This window comes from Pseudonocardia acidicola (assembly GCF_012911935.1).
Taxonomy (GTDB): Bacteria; Actinomycetota; Actinomycetes; order Mycobacteriales; family Pseudonocardiaceae; genus Pseudonocardia; species Pseudonocardia acidicola.
Window position 1 is genome coordinate 11662 of record NZ_JAAXLA010000034.1, and the last position, 14400, is coordinate 26061.

Here is a 14400-nt window from a genome sequence, read left to right on the forward strand (position 1 = left end):
CAGTCGTATGTGCAGGTCGCGGGCACTACGAGACTGGGCCTCTCGTCCTGCATGCCCGCGCTGGGAGGTTGAGTGCCTGGACAGGACACAGACGGCGGACGGTCGGCGGAGCCGGTCTTCCCCACTGTGGCGCGTCTGAGTCTCGACGAGCTGCTGATGCAGCTGATCGACCGGGCCGGCGAGATGCAGCGGACGCATCGCCGGCTGCGCGGGCTGCTCCAGGCGACTCAGGCCATCGCCCGCACCGAGGACCTGGACCATCTGCTCGCCGACGTCGTGAAGGCCGCGCGCACCCTGGTGGGTGCCGAATACGGCGCCCTTGGAGTGATCGAGCAGGGCCAGCTGGCGCGATTCATCCACGCCGGGATGGACCGGGACACCGTGGACCTGATCGGGCACCTGCCTGAGGGAAAGGGCCTGCTGGGGCTGCTCGCCTCCGCGCCGGAGCCGATCCGGCTCACCGACCTCGCCGAGCATCCGGCTGCCGTCGGGTTCCCGCAGCACCACCCGTTGATGCGGTCGTTCCTGGGCGTCCCGATCCACGTGCGCGGGGAGGTGTTCGGGGCACTGTACCTGGCCGGGAAGACCGGCGAGGGGGCGAACGGGTTCAGCGACGACGACGAGGAGTTGATGCTCGCGCTGGCCGGCTCGGCCGGGGCCGCCGTCGAGTACGGCACCCTGCTGGAGCAGGCGCAGCGCCGCGCATCCGCCCAGGAGGCCATCTCCCGGCTGGCCACGCACCTGCTCGCCGGGTACGACGTCGACGACGGCCTCGCCGACCTGCTGCAGGCCGCCCAGGAGCTCACCCGGTCCTACGGCGCCATCCTGATGGTGGCCCCGGTGGGCGCCGACCGGGTGCGGGTCACCCATGCCGTCGGCGGCCTGGCCGCATGGCGGGGACAGGAGCAGGCCCGGGCCGGGTCGCTGTTCGACGCGGTGATGCGCCACGACGCCCCCACCGCGGTGATCGACGACGTGCGGGCTGCGCCGCATGTCGGCCTCGCCGCGCAGGAGGCACCCGAGATCGGGCCGGTGCTGGCCGCCCGGTTCGCCTACGTCGAGGACACCGCCGGGCTGCTGGTGGTGACCCGGACCGGGCAGAGCAGCCGCTACCTGCACAGCGAGGTCGCCATCGTCGGAGCGCTGGCCGAGCAGGCGGGCCTCGCCCTGCAGATCGCCCAGGACCGGAACCACCGGGCCGTGCTGGAGCAGGTCCGGCAGCGCGAGGCGCTGGCGTTCGACCTCAACGACACGCTGATGACACGGCTCAGCGCCCTGGGCATGCGGCTGAGCGGCCTCGCGTCCGAGCAGCCCACGCCGCAGGCCCGGGACCGGCTGCTGGCCGAGATCGGCCGGCTGGACGAGGTCGTCCGCGCGATGCGGGGCATGATCTTCGACATCGGGACGGGGTGACCCGTCCGCGGCCGAGGTCCCCGGGGCGAGAGGCCGGAGGTCCCGGTCCCCGACCGGGTGAGCGGAGGCCCCCGGAGGCCGTTCGCCCCTCTCCGCGGCCCGGCGCGGCGGCGATCATGGTCGTATGCGCACTGACCCGGATCGTCGGCGCCCGTCCGCACGCGGCCGCCTGCCACGTCGCCGCACCGACCGGTGGGAGGACGCGATCGCCTGGCTGCTGACGTCGCTGGCACTGCTCACCGTGCTGCTCGCGATCGTGACCGGGGTGAGCCTGCGGGCCGACGGCATGGACCGGGTACGTGCCCAGGCCGCCGAGCGCACCGCGGTGTCCGCGGTGCTGCTCGAGGATGCGAAGGCCGTCTACGGGGTGGACGGCGGCCCGGCGCCGGTCTCGCTGCGGGTGCCGGCCCGGTGGGTGGGCCCCGACGGGGTGGAGCACACCGGCCGGATCCTGGTGAGCGGACCCCGGCCGGCGGGCGCCGTGGTGACCGCCTGGCTCGACCGGCACGGGGCCGTCGTGTCCGCGCCGGGCACCTCCGCCGATGCCACGATCATCGGGATCGCGGGCGGCGTCGGCGTGCTGGCCGGCGGGTGGCTGCTCCTGTCCGCGGCCTGGGCGGCCGCCCGGCGCTGGATCGAGAACCGCAACGCCACGGCGTGGGCCGCCGACTGGGCGCTGGTGGAACCGGAGTGGTCCGGCCGGCGCTGAGGCCGGCCGGAGCCGGCCCCGCCGTTCAGGCCCCGCGCCGGCGACCCCCGGCGCGCCTGCGCTCCGCGGCGTAGACCGCGGCCTCGGTGCGCCGGGCGAAGCCGAGCTTGTGCAGCAGCGAGGACACGTAGTTCTTGACCGTCTTCTCGGCCAGGTACATCTCGGCGCCGATCTGGCGGTTGGTGAGCCCGTCGGCGATCAGGTTGAGGATGCGTTGCTCCTGGGGGGAGAGCGCGTCGTAGCGCGGATCGGGGGGGTCGTCGCCTTTGCGCAGCCGCTCCAGCACCACCGCGGTCGCGTTCGGGTCGAGCAGCGAGCCGCCGGCCGCGATGGTGCGCACGGCGTCCACGAGGTCGATCCCGGCGACCTCCTTGAGCAGGTAGCCGGCGGCACCGGCCATGATCGCGCCGAACAGCGCCTCGTCGTCGGAGTAGGACGTCAGCATCAGGCACGCCGGTGGGGGCTGCACCGAGGAGCGGACGTCCCGGCACACCGACACCCCCTCCCCGTCGGGCAGCCGGACGTCGAGGATCGCGACATCGGGGCGCAGGGCGGGGATGCGGGCCAGTGCCTGTGCGGCTGTGCCGGCCTCCCCGACGACCTCGATGTCGTCCTCGGTCTCCAGCACCTGGGCGATGCCGCGGCGGACCAGTTCGTGGTCGTCGACCAGGAATACGGTGATGGACACGCCAGGATTCTCCCCGGATGACGCGGTAATCGGCTCATGCCCGGCGGGGGGTCGCACGCCCAATTGCGTGTCCGGTGCAAGAGGCTCCGATCGGCGTCGGCCAGCGGGAACCGGAGGGCCCAGCTCGGTGCAACGGGCGGTGGAGGTGTCGAACACCTAGGTCGGGCGCGCGCCGGTGGGGTCAGCCGCGGCGGCCGGCTCCAGCGCCGCCCAGGACGTGTAACCACCCACCAGATCGGAGACGTCGGGCCAGCCGGCGTGCCGCAGCACGCTCGCGGCCACGCTCGACCGGTAGCCCGCGGCGCAGTGCACGACGACCGGCCGGTTCAGCGGGACCGAGCTGAGCCGTCGGGGCAGCTCGGCCAGCGGGATGTGCAGCGAACCCTCGATCCGTCCGGCCGCCAGCTCGCCGGGGTTGCGCACGTCGAGGACGGCCGGGGGGATCTCGCCGCGCAGGGCGTCGGCGAGCTCGCTCGCCGTCACCCTGCTGGCCCGCGTGACCTCCGCCGGCATCGCCAGGAACGCGGCCTCGGGTTCGGCGAGGTACCCGAGGATGCGGTCGAACCCGATCCGGCCGAGTCGCAGCGACACCTCTTCCTCACGCCCGGGCGGGGCGACGACGAGAATGTCCTGCTCGGGGTGCACCACCGTGCCCGCGGTCTCGGCGAACCGGCCGTCGAGCGGCACGTTCAGCGCGCCGCGCAGGTGGGCGGCGGCGAACTCCTGCGGGTCGCGGGTGTCCAGGACCAGCGCCCCGCCGCGGCGCAGGCCCAGGAACCGCCCGGCCTCCAGCCGCGGCGGGACCGTGCCCGCCATGAACGTCGGGTGCCGTTCGCGGTTGAGCGCGGCGTCGTGGGCGAAGTAGCCGGGTGTGACGGGCTGCCCGGTGGTGACCACGGACAGGAACTCGTCCTCGTCCATCTGCCGGCAGGCCCAGTTGGTGGCGCGCTGGGCCCCGATCGTGGACTGCCGTTCGGTCGACAGGTTCTTGCCGCAGGCCGATCCGGCGCCGTGGGCGGGGAACACCCGGACCTCGTCGGGCAGGCTCATCAGTGTGTCCTGGATGCTGTGGAAGAGCATCCGGCCGAGCGCATCCGCGGTGCAGCCGCTGGAGACCAGCAGGTCGGGCCGGCCGACGTCGCCGATGAACAGCGCGTCGCCGGTGAGCACGCCGTACGGGACGTCGTCGGTGGCGTGCTCGAAGACCAGGATGCTGATCGACTCACGCGTGTGGCCCGGAGTCTCCATGATCTGCAGCGTGACGTCGCCGAGACAGATGCGCTCCCCGTCGGCCAGCTTGCGGGCCGGGTACGCGGTCTCGGCGCGGCGGCCGTAGCCGATCCACGCGCCGGTCTCCTCGGCCAGCTCCAGGTGCCCGGCGAGGAAATCGGCGTGGAAGTGGGTGTTGATGACGCCCTCGATGCGGAAGCCGTGCTCGGCGGCGTCCGCGAGGTACTCCGCGACATCCCGGCGCGGGTCGACGACGACGGCGCGACCGGTCGTCTCGTCCGCGATCAGGTAGGAGGCCTGGGACAGGCATTCCAGGTAGTACTGGGCGAAGAACATCGGGGCCCTCCATGCGGCCCGGGGCGGCACGGACCGTGCGGCCCCTCGACTGAGTCGTCCAGTCTGACAGTTCCGGCCGATTTCTGGGCACGGGCGTCGTGCGGACGGCCGGCACCAGGGGCGAAAGAAGGCCCGCAGTCGGGGACCTTGTGCCCTGGGCCGCCTCTGCGACCGGCGCCACCCTCCCGCTTCAGGGCTTCGGATCAGCGGTGGGAGGAGTAATGCACGACGTCGTCGTCGTCGTCGTCGGGTCGGCGCCGGTGCCATGCGCACCGCTCGCTGCGTCCGCGCTCATGCGCATCCCGCCCGGACCGGCGCTCGACAGGGGTGCGCGATGACGGTGCGGGACGCGGTGCGCACGGCCTGGGAGGCCGGTCCGGGGCGTGCCCTGCACGCTGCGGGTTGGAGGTCTGCTAACCCGCGGGTCGGCAATCTTGGTTCCGTGACAGCAGTTTCACAGCTCCCCCCCAGGACACGGCTGGCGTGCCGGCTCGGCCTCCTCGCAGCGTGGGCGTCGCGCCGTCTGGGTCGCCACGGCGGCATGATCGGCGGACGGGTCGCGCTGGCGGCCGACCCGGACGCGCTCGCCCGGCTGGCCGCCGGACGATCCATCGCGCTGGTCTCGGGAACCAACGGCAAGAGCACGACGACGACCTTGCTGGCGACCGCGCTGGGCGGCGCCGTCGACGCCGTCGCCACCAACATCGGCGGGGCCAACATGCCCGACGGGCTGGTGTCGGCGCTGCTGGAACGGCCCACTGCCCCCCGGGCTGTGCTCGAGGTGGACGAGCCCTACCTGCCGCGCGTGCTGATGGCGTGCCGGCCGGCCGTGGTGGTGCTGCTCAACCTCACCCGCGACCAGCTCGACCGGGTGGGGGAGACCCGGCAGCTGGCGGAGCGGATCCGGCAGGCGCTGGACGACCGGCCCGACGCGGTGGTCGTGGCGAACGTGGAGGACCCGCTGGTCGTCTGGGCGGCGCAGCGGGCCCGGCGGCAGGTGTGGGTCGCGGCCGGGACCGGCTGGACCGGGGACAGCACCCAGTGCCCGGCGTGCGGTGGGGTGCTGGTCCGCGACACGGGTACATGGAGCTGCAGCTGCGGGCTGCGTCGGCCCACCCCGGACTGGGAGCTGCACGGTGAACAGGTGCGGGTCCCCGACGGCCGCCGCGCCCGGCTGGTGCTGGGCTTGCCCGGGCGGATGAACGCGAGCAACGCGGTGCACGCCCTCGCCGCGGCGGACGCGATGGGGATGCCGTGGCCGGACGCGCTGCCCCTGCTGAGCGACGTGCGCCAGGTGCACGGCCGTTATCGGACGGTCGCGGTCGGCGGGCATCGCGTCCGCATGCTGCTGGCCAAGAACCCGGCCGGCTGGCAGGAGATGCTCGACCTGCTGGCGGGCAGCCGCGGCGGGCTCGTGCTCGCGCTCAACGCCCGGGAGGCCGACGGCCGCGACCCGTCGTGGATCTGGGACGTCCCGGTGGAGGCGTTGGCCACCCGGACCCTGGTGGCGGCGGGGGAGCGCGCCGCGGACGTGTCGGTCCGGCTGACCTACGCCGGCCTGCCGCACGTCGTCGCCCCCGACCCGGTGGCGGGCGTGCAGGCCCTGCCTGACGGCCCGGTGGACCTCGTCGCCGACTACACCGCCTTCCGCGGTGCGGCGCACCAGCTACGGAGAGCACCCGATGTGCGCTGACTCGACGGTCGTGATCGCGCAGTTGTTCCCCGACCTGCTCGGCACCTACGGCGATTCGGGGAACGCCGCCGTGCTGCAGCGAAGGCTGGAGTGGCGCGGGATCCTCAGCCGGGTGCTGCCGGTGACCGCGGAGGACCCGATCCCGGCCTCCTGCGACGTCTACCTGCTCGGCGGCGGTGAGGACGCCGCTCAGCGGCTGGCCGTCGAACGGCTCGTGCGCTACGGCGCGGAGCTGCGGCAGGCCGTCGAGCGGGGGGCTCCGGCACTCGCGGTCTGCGCCGGCATGCAGATCCTCGGCCGCGAGTTCGCCGGCGCGCAGGGCGAGCCCCTCCCGGGCATGGGCCTGCTCGATCTGGTGACCACGCCGCGGCGGCAGCGCGCCGTCGGGGAGGTGGTCGTGGAGCCCGACCGGGCGCTGCTCGACGAACCGCTCACCGGCTTCGAGAACCATCGCGGAGCCACCCGGCTCGGCCCGGCCGCGCGCCCGCTCGGCCGGGTGCGCGCCGGTGTCGGCAACGGCGCGGGGATCCCCGTCGACGGCGCGGTGCAGGGCCGGGTGCTGGGCACCTACCTGCACGGACCGGTCCTGGCGCGCAACCCGCAGCTCGCGGACCTGCTGCTGGGCTGGGTGGTGGGTGAGCCGCTGGCCCCGCTGCCGATCCCGGCGGTGGAGGAACTGCGCCGGACCCGGCTGGGCTCGCGGCTGGGCCGGCGCAGGGAGAGCGCGCACCGGTCACCGGCGGGCCCGGACGCCGACGGAGCCGACCCGGCGCCGGGGTGGCGGGTTCACCCCCGCCGCAGCGCGTGACGACGGCCGGCACACGCCGTGTGCGACATCGGGACGCCCGCAGAGGCCGCCGCGGCCCGCCCACGGCAGGCGGCGGGGCCCGCGGTGGACCCCATCGCGCTGGAACCCGTCGACGAGGTCGTCGTCACGATGCTCGTCGACAACAGCTACGACGCGCTGATGGGCGACACCGGCCCGGCCCGGCGCGCGCCGTTCCCGCTGGTGCCGGCCGTGCCGGCGCCGCAGTTCACCGACGGCGCGACCCTCCCCGGGCTGGTCGCCGAGCACGGCTTCTCCGCGTTGGTGACCACGCGGCGCGGGGCGAGCACGCACACCGTGCTGTTCGACACCGGCGTGTCACCGGGCGGGCTGGCGGTCAACATCGAGCGGCTCGGCCTCGACGCCGGCGCGATCGAGGCCGTGGTGCTCAGCCACGGCCACTTCGACCACGCCGGCGGCTTCGCCGGGCTCGCCCGCCTGCGGGGCCGCAGCGGACTGCCGCTCACCGTGCATCCGCTGGTCTGGAGCCGGCGGCGGTTCGCCCCGGCCGACCGGCCGCCGTGGGAGCTGCCGACGCTGAGCCGTTCCGCGTTGCAGGCCGAGGGTTTCGAGGTGATCGAGCGGCGGCAGCCCTCGCTGCTGCTGGACGGCTCGATCCTCATCACCGGAGAGGTCGACCGCACCACCGAGTTCGAGCGCGGGCTGCCGATGCACGAGGCCTGGCTCGACGGGCGCTGGGAGCCCGACCCGCTGATCCTCGACGATCAGTCGGTGGTGGTCCACGTGCGCGGGCGAGGGCTGGTGGTGATCACCGGGTGCGGGCACGCAGGCGCGGTGAACATCGCCCGGCACGCCCTGCGGCTGACCGGGGTGGACCGGTTGCACGCCCTGCTCGGCGGCTTCCACCTGACCGGCCCGGCCTTCGAGCCGATCATCGAACCGACCGTGGCGGCGCTGGCCGAGATGACGCCCGACCTGCTGGTGCCGGCGCACTGCACGGGCTGGAAGGCCCAGCACCGGCTGGCCGCCGCGCTGCCCACCGCGTTCGTCCCGAACGCGGTGGGCACGTCGTACACGCTCGCCGGATCCGGGTCGCACGGATCCTGACCGGTGCCGAACGGCCCCTGGACAGGTGCCTGACGTGCTGCGACGGTCCCGTTGACCGAGGGCCGGCTGCCAGGAGGACCGACATGAGCGACGCGGCGTCGAACCGCGAGGTGCTGAGCTTCGACTCCAACACGATGCCCTGGGGAGAGCTGTTCATCGAGCAGCTCAAGGTGGGGATCCCGATCAAGGAATTCATCTCCGACCCCGATACGGGCATGTCCGTGCAGAAGATCAAGTACGAGGCCGGGTTCACGAACACGTGGCACCGGCACAACTGCGCCCACGGGATGTATGTCCTCGACGGAATCCTGCAGACGCACGCGGGCTCGTTCGGCCCCGGCAGCTTCGTGTGGTTCCCGGAGGGAATCGAGATGGAGCACGGGGCCACCCAGGACAACGACGTGACGGTCCTGTTCATCACGAACAAGCCCTTCGACATCATCTACACGTTCGAGGAGAACGACGATCCGAGCGGCACCGTGTGAGGGCGGATCGTCAAAAGTGACGATCCGCCCGGATGGTTGTTAACGGAACCAACTGGCGCAGCGACTGCGAGGGTGCACACGACGAACCGTGGAGACCCCCGCCATGAGCACGCCTGCACCCCCCGCCCGGCAGTCGACTCGCGCGTTGAAGCAGATCACCTTCCACCGCCCGGCCCCGTGGGCCGTCGCCGTGGCCGGCAGGCGGCGCGAGCCGATACGCAGGCCGCTCGCCCGCGGCACCGCCGCGCTGTCCTACGTCTCGCTCGCCGGGGCGCTCGCGTCCGTGCTGTTCTTCCCGATCGTCCTGGCTCCGATCGCGATCGTCCTCGGGACGCTCGCCGTGGCGCTGGACCGCAGCGCCGACAGGCGTGGCCAGTGGGCCGGCATCGACGGGATCGTGGTCGGGGTCGGGGTGACGATCTGGGCCCTTCTCGTGCTCTCCGGGATGTTGTGAGCGTTCGGTGATCGTTGCAGGGCCGCTCCCGCCGGTTCCCGGCGATCGGCGCGCAGTCGCGGTACCGCCGGAAATGGGTCGTGATCCTACGCGCCGCATACGGTCGCTTGTGCCGATCGTCACCCGTGCCGACCGCTAGGAACGCGTCAAGATCACGAAAATCGCCCGGCCGGGGCTGTCACTCTCGTCCGTGTGGTCGGAGTACTGAAGCGACTGGTGGTGGGTCGCCCCCTGCGGAGCGCTCACCTCGGGGAGACGCTGCTGCCCAAGTGGCTGGCGCTGCCAATTTTCTGTAGTGACCCGATCTCCTCGGTCGCCTACGCGACCGAGCAGATCGTGCTCGTGCTGGCCGCCGGTGGGCTGGCCGCGCTGACGCTGACCCCGTGGGTGGGGCTGGCCGTGGCGCTGGTGCTGGCCGTCGTGGTCGCTTCCTACCGCCAGACCTGCTACGCCTACCCCAACGGCGGCGGCGCGTTCGCCGTCAGCAAGGAGAACCTCGGCGAGACCGCGGCGTTGATCGCGGCCAGCGCGCTGCTGGTGGACTACGTGATGACGGTGGCGGTGTCGGTGGTGTCCGGGGTCGTCGCGATCACCTCGGCGTTCCGGTCGCTGGCCCCGCACGCGGTGCTGATCTCGGTCGCCTTCGTCACCGTGCTGGTGCTGGGCAACCTGCGCGGCACCAAGGAGTCGGGCAAGTTGTTCGCGGTGCCCACCTACGCGTTCGTGGGCCTGACGTTCCTCATGTTCGCCGTGGCGATCGTGAAGGACCTGACGGTCGGGCTGCCGCCCGCGGAGACGGCGAACATCCCGCTCGAGCAGACGGTGCACGTCGGCGGGGTCTTCACGCTGATCCTGCTGCTGCGCGCCTTCGCCTCGGGCTGCACCGCGCTGACCGGAGTGGAGGCGATCAGCAACGGGGTGCCGGCGTTCCGCAAGCCGAAGAGCCGCAACGCCGCGATGACGCTGGTGATGATGGGCGGGCTGGCGATCAGCATGTTCGGCGGCATCACGCTGCTCGCGCTCGTGCTCAACGCCCACGCGAACCCGGACGGCAACCCGTCGGTCATCTCGCAGATCGCCGCCTCGGTCTTCGGCGGCTCGTCGGCGCTGTTCTTCCTGTACCAGGCCGCGACCGCGGGCATCCTGATCCTCGCCGCGAACACCGCGTTCAACGGCTTCCCGGTGCTGGCCTCGATCCTGGCGCACAACCGCTACCTGCCCCGCCAGCTGCACAACCGGGGTGACCGGCTGGTGTTCTCCAACGGCGTGCTGCTGCTCGCCGGCTTCGCCGCAGCGCTGATCGTCGGGTTCGACGCCAACATCGACAAGCTAATCCAGCTCTACATCATCGGTGTGTTCACCAGCTTCACCCTGAGCCAGTTCGGGATGGTCCGGCACTGGAGCTCGGTGCTGGCCTCCGGCGCCGAGGGTCTGTCGCGGGGCCGGATCCGCCGGTCCCAGGCGGTGAACCTGCTCGGTGCGACCACGACCGCCGTGGTGCTCGTCATCGTGTTCGCCACCAAGATCACCCACGGGGCCTGGCTCGCGGTCGCCGCGATGATCGTGGCGTTCTTCCTGATGCGCGGGATCAACCGTTACTACGCGCGCGTCGAGGAGCGGATCCGCCCGGACGACACCCCGACCACGCTGCCCTCCCGGGTGCGCGGTGTCGTGCTCGTCTCCCGGATGAACAAGCCCGCGCTGCGGGCGCTGGCCTTCGCCCGGTCGACCCGCCCGGACGGGCTGGAGGCGATGACCCTCGCGGTGGACGAGGACGAGACCCGCGAGCTGCTCGAGGAATGGCGCCGGCGCGAGATCCCGGTTCCGCTGAAGGTGCTCGAGGCCCCTTACCGGGACGCGGTGCGCCCGCTGCTCGACTATGTGATCAAGCTGCGCAGCACGGCTCCCCGCACCGTGGTCGCGGTGTACATCCCGGAGTACGTGACCACGCGGTGGTGGCAGAACCTGCTGCACAACCAGACCGCGCTGCGGTTCAAGGCGCGGCTGCTGTTCGTCCCCGGGGTCGTCGTGGTCAACGTGCCCTACCAGCTCGACGTGGCCGACCAGGGCTGGCTCGGCGACCAGCCGTCGCTCGCCGCCGCGGCGACCGCACCGGCCGCCGGGGCCGGCGAGCCGGCCTGAGGCTCACAGGCTCAGCGCGACCGACCGCAGCACCAGCACGGCGACGAAGACCACGATGAACGCCAGGTCGATCGCGACGGAGCCGAGCCGCACCGGCGGCAGGATCCGGCGCACCGGCGCGATCACCGGCTCGGTCACCGAGTGGGTGAGTCGCCGGGCGGTCGACAACGCCCGGTTCTCGCCGCCCAGCACGCTCAGCCAGTCCACGACGACGCGGGCCAGCAGAACGATCTGGAACAGCAGCAGGACGGTGGCGAGCAGGGATCCGATCGCACTCACGGCAGGCTCCTCTCCGGGGCGACCACCAGTGTCGCCCTCGCGGGTGAGAGGACGCTGAGCGTGCGGTGAGGGCCGGTCCGCCTCCGCTCACGGGCGGCGGTGCTGCGGGGCCCGCCGGGACTTCTCGTCGTCGACCTGCCGGGTCAGCTCCTTGCGCGCCTCGGCCAGTGCCTGGTCCAGGTCCGGCCGCGACGCGCCGGCCACCAGGTGCGGCCGTCCCGTCAGCCGGAGGTTCACCGTGACCCGCTGCTCGGGTTTGTCGCGGTCCTTCACCGAGACCTCGATGTCCACCTGGTCGGGATTCCAGCCGGCCAGGTGTTTCGCGAGACCGGACAGGCCTCGCAGAACCCGTTCGCGGTCGGCCTCCCGGAAGCCCCCGCCGAGGCGGACCCGTTGCTGCAGCGCTGCGATGCGCTCGTCGACGCCGGCCATGCGCCGGGGTTCCCCGGCGGCGCGGGACCAACCGCGGGCTGCTGTCCTGGCAGGTCGGCTTCGCCGCGCGAACTCGCGCCGCGGGGCCGAGGTGCACCGTCGTCCACCGCCGAAAACTGGTGATGGTCCGGTAGGCCGGGGGAGGGACGTTCCCGGGCCGTAGCGGCAAGGAGGAGCCGGTGGGCCAACTCGATCTCGCGCGGTGGCAGTTCGGGATCACGACCGTCTACCACTTCTTCTTCGTCCCGCTGACGATCGGCATGGGATGGGTGGTGGCGGGGTTCCAGACCGCCTGGGTGCGCACCCGGAACCCGTCCTACCGGCAGCTGACGATGTTCTTCGGCCGGCTGTTCATCATCATCTTCGCGCTCGGCGCGGTCACCGGGATCGTCCAGGAGTTCCAGTTCGGGATGAACTGGAGCGACTACTCACGCTTCGTCGGCGACATCTTCGGCGCGCCGCTGGCCTTCGAGGGCCTGGTCGCCTTCTTCCTGGAGTCGACCTTCATCGGGCTGTGGATCTTCGGTTGGGACCGGCTCGGCCCCCGGCTGCACCTCGCCACGATCTACCTGACGGCGGTGGGGTCGCTGGTCTCGGCGTACTTCATCCTCACCGCCAACGCGTGGATGCAGCACCCGGTGGGCTTCACCGTCGACCGTTCGGCCGGCCGGGCCGAGCTCACCGACTTCGGCGCCGTCCTCACCAGCTCGACGACGATCGTCGCGGTGCTGCACACCGTCACCGCGGCGTTCCTCAGCGCCGGCGCCCTGGTCGTCGGGGTGAGCGCCTGGCAGTTGTGGCGGCGCGGGCACACTCCCGACGCGCCGTCGTTCCGCCGCGCCGCGAAGGCCGGGATGTGGCTCACCGTGATCGCCGGCCTCGCCGTGATGCTCTCCGGGCACACCCAGGGCGTGGTCATGACCCGGCAGCAGCCGATGAAGATGGCGGCGGCCGAGGCGCTCTACCACACCGAGCAGCCCGCGTCGTTCTCGCTGATCACGATCGGCACGCTGGACGGTTCCCGGGAGATCTGGAGCCTCAAGGTCCCCGGGCTGCTGTCGTTCCTGGCCACCGGCACGTTCAACGGCAGGGTGGAGGGCATCTACGACCTGCAGAACCAGTACGTCCAGCGGTTCGGGCCCGGTGACTACCGGCCGGTCGTCCCGGTCACGTTCTGGAGCTACCGGCTGATGATCGGGCTCGGCGGACTCGCGGCGCTCGTCTCCCTGATCGGGCTGTGGATCATGCGGCGGGGCCGGTACGCGTCGCGCCCGGCGTTCTACCGGTGGGCACTGATCGGGACCGTGCTGCCGGTGCTCGGGTGCTCCTTCGGCTGGATCTTCACCGAGATGGGCCGGCAGCCCTGGATCGTCTGGGGACAGATGCGCACCGCCGCCGGGGTCTCCCCGGCCGTCCCCGCCGGCACGGTGCTGGCGTCACTGATCGTCTACACGCTGCTCTACGGAGCGCTGGCGGTCATCGGGTTCGCGCTGCTGCGCCGCGAGGCCACGGGCCCGCTGCCGGCCGAGCCCGAGCCGGAGACCGCCGACGCGGAACGCCGACCGACCTTCGCCTACTGACCGGACAGACTCGTCATGGACCTCGCCACCCTCTGGTTCGTCGCCATCGCGGTCCTGTGGACCGGCTACTTCTTCCTGGAGGGCTTCGACTTCGGGGTCGGGATGCTGCTCCCGGTGCTCGGCCGCACCGACGCCGAACGCACCACCGTCATCAGCACGATCGGCGGGGTCTGGGACGCCAACGAGGTATGGCTCATCGTGGCCGGCGGCGCGACGTTCGCCGCGTTCCCGCTCTGGTACGCCACGATGTTCTCCGGCTTCTACGTGGCGTTGCTGATCATCCTGGTGGCGCTCATCCTGCGCGGGGTCGCGTTCGAGTTCCGCGGCCGCCGCGAGGACCGGCGGTGGCGGGCCAACTGGGAGCGCGCCATCGTCGCGGGCAGCCTGGTCCCGGCCGTGCTCTGGGGCATCGCGTTCGCCGACATCGTGCGCGGGGTGCCGATCGACGCCCGCCACGAGTACGCCGGCGGCCCCGGTGACCTGGTGAGCTGGTACTCGGTGCTCGGCGGGCTGGCCACGCTCACCCTGTTCCTGCTGCACGGCGCGCTGTTCCTGCGCCTGCGCACCTTCGGCGAGGTCCGGGTCCGAGCCAGGCAGGCCGCCCGGTGGATCGGCCCGGCCACGGTGCTCGTCGTCGCCGGGTTCCTGGCCTGGACCCAGGTCCACCGGGGTGGTGTGGTGACCGTCGTGACCGCGGCGGTGGCCGTTGCCGCGCTGATCGGGGCGTGGGCGCTGAACCGGATCGGGCCCGCCGGGGCCGCGTTCACACTCACCGGCCTCGCGATCGTCGCGGCCACGGCGACGCTGTTCATCGGCCTGTACCCCGATGTCCTGCCGTCGACGATCAACCCGGCGTACAGCCTCACCGTGCACAACGCGAGCTCCACCCACTACACGCTGACGATCATGACTTGGGCGGCGGTGATCGTGCTGCCGATCGTGCTGGCCTACCAGGCGTGGACATACTGGGTGTTCGCGCGGCGGATCGGTGTGGCGCAGCGCCCACCGCAGCGACGGCCCACGCCGAAACGACCGGCGGCGGCGAGGTCGGGGCACCGGTAGGGC

At 72.5% G+C, this 14400-nt stretch carries 14 protein-coding genes; 10 read left to right on the top strand and 4 right to left on the bottom strand.

Going from position 1 to position 14400, the window contains the following annotated elements; genetic code table 11:
• Positions 1–126: 126 nt before the first annotated feature.
• Together HF526_RS18455 and HF526_RS18460 are read left to right on the top strand one after the other, a co-directional pair.
• Complete coding sequence (locus HF526_RS18455; RefSeq protein ID WP_169382766.1) at positions 127–1413, top strand: GAF domain-containing protein; 1287 nt, start codon at positions 127–129, stop codon at positions 1411–1413.
• A 124-nt stretch (positions 1414–1537) separates the two neighbouring features.
• Entirely contained in the window at positions 1538–2122 is a 585-nt protein-coding gene (locus HF526_RS18460) for an Rv1733c family protein (RefSeq protein WP_169382767.1), read from the top strand.
• A 25-nt stretch (positions 2123–2147) separates the two neighbouring features.
• Here HF526_RS18460 and HF526_RS18465 read toward each other — a convergent pair whose 3' ends face one another.
• Both HF526_RS18465 and HF526_RS18470 read right to left on the bottom strand, forming a co-directional pair.
• On the bottom strand, positions 2148–2810 hold the full coding sequence (locus tag HF526_RS18465; protein WP_169382768.1) for a response regulator: 663 nt from the start codon (positions 2808–2810) through the stop codon (positions 2148–2150).
• 156 nt (positions 2811–2966) lie between these two features.
• Positions 2967–4376: a rhodanese-like domain-containing protein gene (locus HF526_RS18470; protein WP_169382769.1), complete on the bottom strand. Its 1410-nt coding sequence runs from the start codon at positions 4374–4376 to the stop codon at positions 2967–2969.
• Between the two features lie 541 nt (positions 4377–4917).
• Between HF526_RS18470 and HF526_RS18475 the strand changes: the two genes are divergently transcribed.
• From HF526_RS18475 to HF526_RS18500, 6 genes are all read left to right on the top strand, one after another.
• On the top strand, positions 4918–6069 hold the full coding sequence (locus HF526_RS18475; RefSeq protein WP_239028845.1) for a Mur ligase family protein: 1152 nt from the start codon (positions 4918–4920) through the stop codon (positions 6067–6069).
• The gene (locus tag HF526_RS18480; protein WP_169382771.1) at positions 6059–6877 is read left to right on the top strand and encodes a type 1 glutamine amidotransferase; all 819 of its coding nucleotides are present in this window, start codon (positions 6059–6061) and stop codon (positions 6875–6877) included. Before HF526_RS18475 ends, HF526_RS18480 begins: the two co-directional genes overlap by 11 nt.
• 84 nt (positions 6878–6961) lie before the next feature.
• On the top strand, positions 6962–7963 hold the full coding sequence (locus HF526_RS18485) for an MBL fold metallo-hydrolase (RefSeq protein ID WP_338051565.1): 1002 nt from the start codon (positions 6962–6964) through the stop codon (positions 7961–7963).
• An 83-nt stretch (positions 7964–8046) separates the two neighbouring features.
• A complete protein-coding gene (locus tag HF526_RS18490) occupies positions 8047–8448 on the top strand; it encodes a cupin domain-containing protein (RefSeq protein ID WP_211177445.1) in 402 nt (133 codons plus the stop codon).
• Between the two features lie 103 nt (positions 8449–8551).
• The gene (locus HF526_RS18495; RefSeq protein WP_169382772.1) at positions 8552–8902 is read left to right on the top strand and encodes a hypothetical protein; all 351 of its coding nucleotides are present in this window, start codon (positions 8552–8554) and stop codon (positions 8900–8902) included.
• Positions 8903–9094: 192 nt separating this feature from the next.
• Positions 9095–11044 carry an amino acid permease gene (locus HF526_RS18500; RefSeq protein WP_169382773.1) on the top strand — a complete coding sequence of 650 codons (1950 nt, stop codon included), beginning with the start codon at positions 9095–9097 and terminating at the stop codon, positions 11042–11044.
• Positions 11045–11047: 3 nt separating this feature from the next.
• On the opposite strand, the gene HF526_RS18505 is transcribed toward HF526_RS18500, so the two are convergent.
• Positions 11048–11323 (bottom strand): YggT family protein, encoded by a 276-nt coding sequence (locus HF526_RS18505; RefSeq protein WP_169382774.1) that lies wholly within the window; start codon positions 11321–11323, stop codon positions 11048–11050.
• Between the two features lie 87 nt (positions 11324–11410).
• A complete protein-coding gene (locus HF526_RS18510; RefSeq protein ID WP_169382775.1) occupies positions 11411–11755 on the bottom strand; it encodes an HPF/RaiA family ribosome-associated protein in 345 nt (114 codons plus the stop codon).
• A gap of 179 nt (positions 11756–11934) precedes the next feature.
• Between HF526_RS18510 and HF526_RS18515 the strand changes: the two genes are divergently transcribed.
• Both HF526_RS18515 and cydB read left to right on the top strand, forming a co-directional pair.
• Positions 11935–13335: a cytochrome ubiquinol oxidase subunit I gene (locus HF526_RS18515; protein WP_169382776.1), complete on the top strand. Its 1401-nt coding sequence runs from the start codon at positions 11935–11937 to the stop codon at positions 13333–13335.
• 15 nt (positions 13336–13350) lie between these two features.
• Positions 13351–14397: a cytochrome d ubiquinol oxidase subunit II gene (gene cydB / locus HF526_RS18520; RefSeq protein ID WP_169382777.1), complete on the top strand. Its 1047-nt coding sequence runs from the start codon at positions 13351–13353 to the stop codon at positions 14395–14397.
• The last annotated feature ends 3 nt before the right edge of the window (positions 14398–14400 follow it).

Excerpts from the sequence above, each read along its gene's own strand:
- HF526_RS18460 (WP_169382767.1), top strand. The coding sequence starts at position 1,538 with ATGCGCACTGACCCGGATCGTCGGCGCCCGTCCGCACGCGGCCGCCTG.
- HF526_RS18490 (WP_211177445.1), top strand. The coding sequence starts at position 8,047 with ATGAGCGACGCGGCGTCGAACCGCGAGGTGCTGAGCTTCGACTCCAAC.
- HF526_RS18475 (WP_239028845.1), top strand. The coding sequence starts at position 4,918 with ATGATCGGCGGACGGGTCGCGCTGGCGGCCGACCCGGACGCGCTCGCC.
- cydB (WP_169382777.1), top strand. The coding sequence starts at position 13,351 with ATGGACCTCGCCACCCTCTGGTTCGTCGCCATCGCGGTCCTGTGGACC.
- HF526_RS18495 (WP_169382772.1), top strand. The coding sequence starts at position 8,552 with ATGAGCACGCCTGCACCCCCCGCCCGGCAGTCGACTCGCGCGTTGAAG.
- HF526_RS18510 (WP_169382775.1), bottom strand. The coding sequence starts at position 11,755 with ATGGCCGGCGTCGACGAGCGCATCGCAGCGCTGCAGCAACGGGTCCGC.
- HF526_RS18480 (WP_169382771.1), top strand. The coding sequence starts at position 6,059 with ATGTGCGCTGACTCGACGGTCGTGATCGCGCAGTTGTTCCCCGACCTG.
- HF526_RS18470 (WP_169382769.1), bottom strand. The coding sequence starts at position 4,376 with ATGTTCTTCGCCCAGTACTACCTGGAATGCCTGTCCCAGGCCTCCTAC.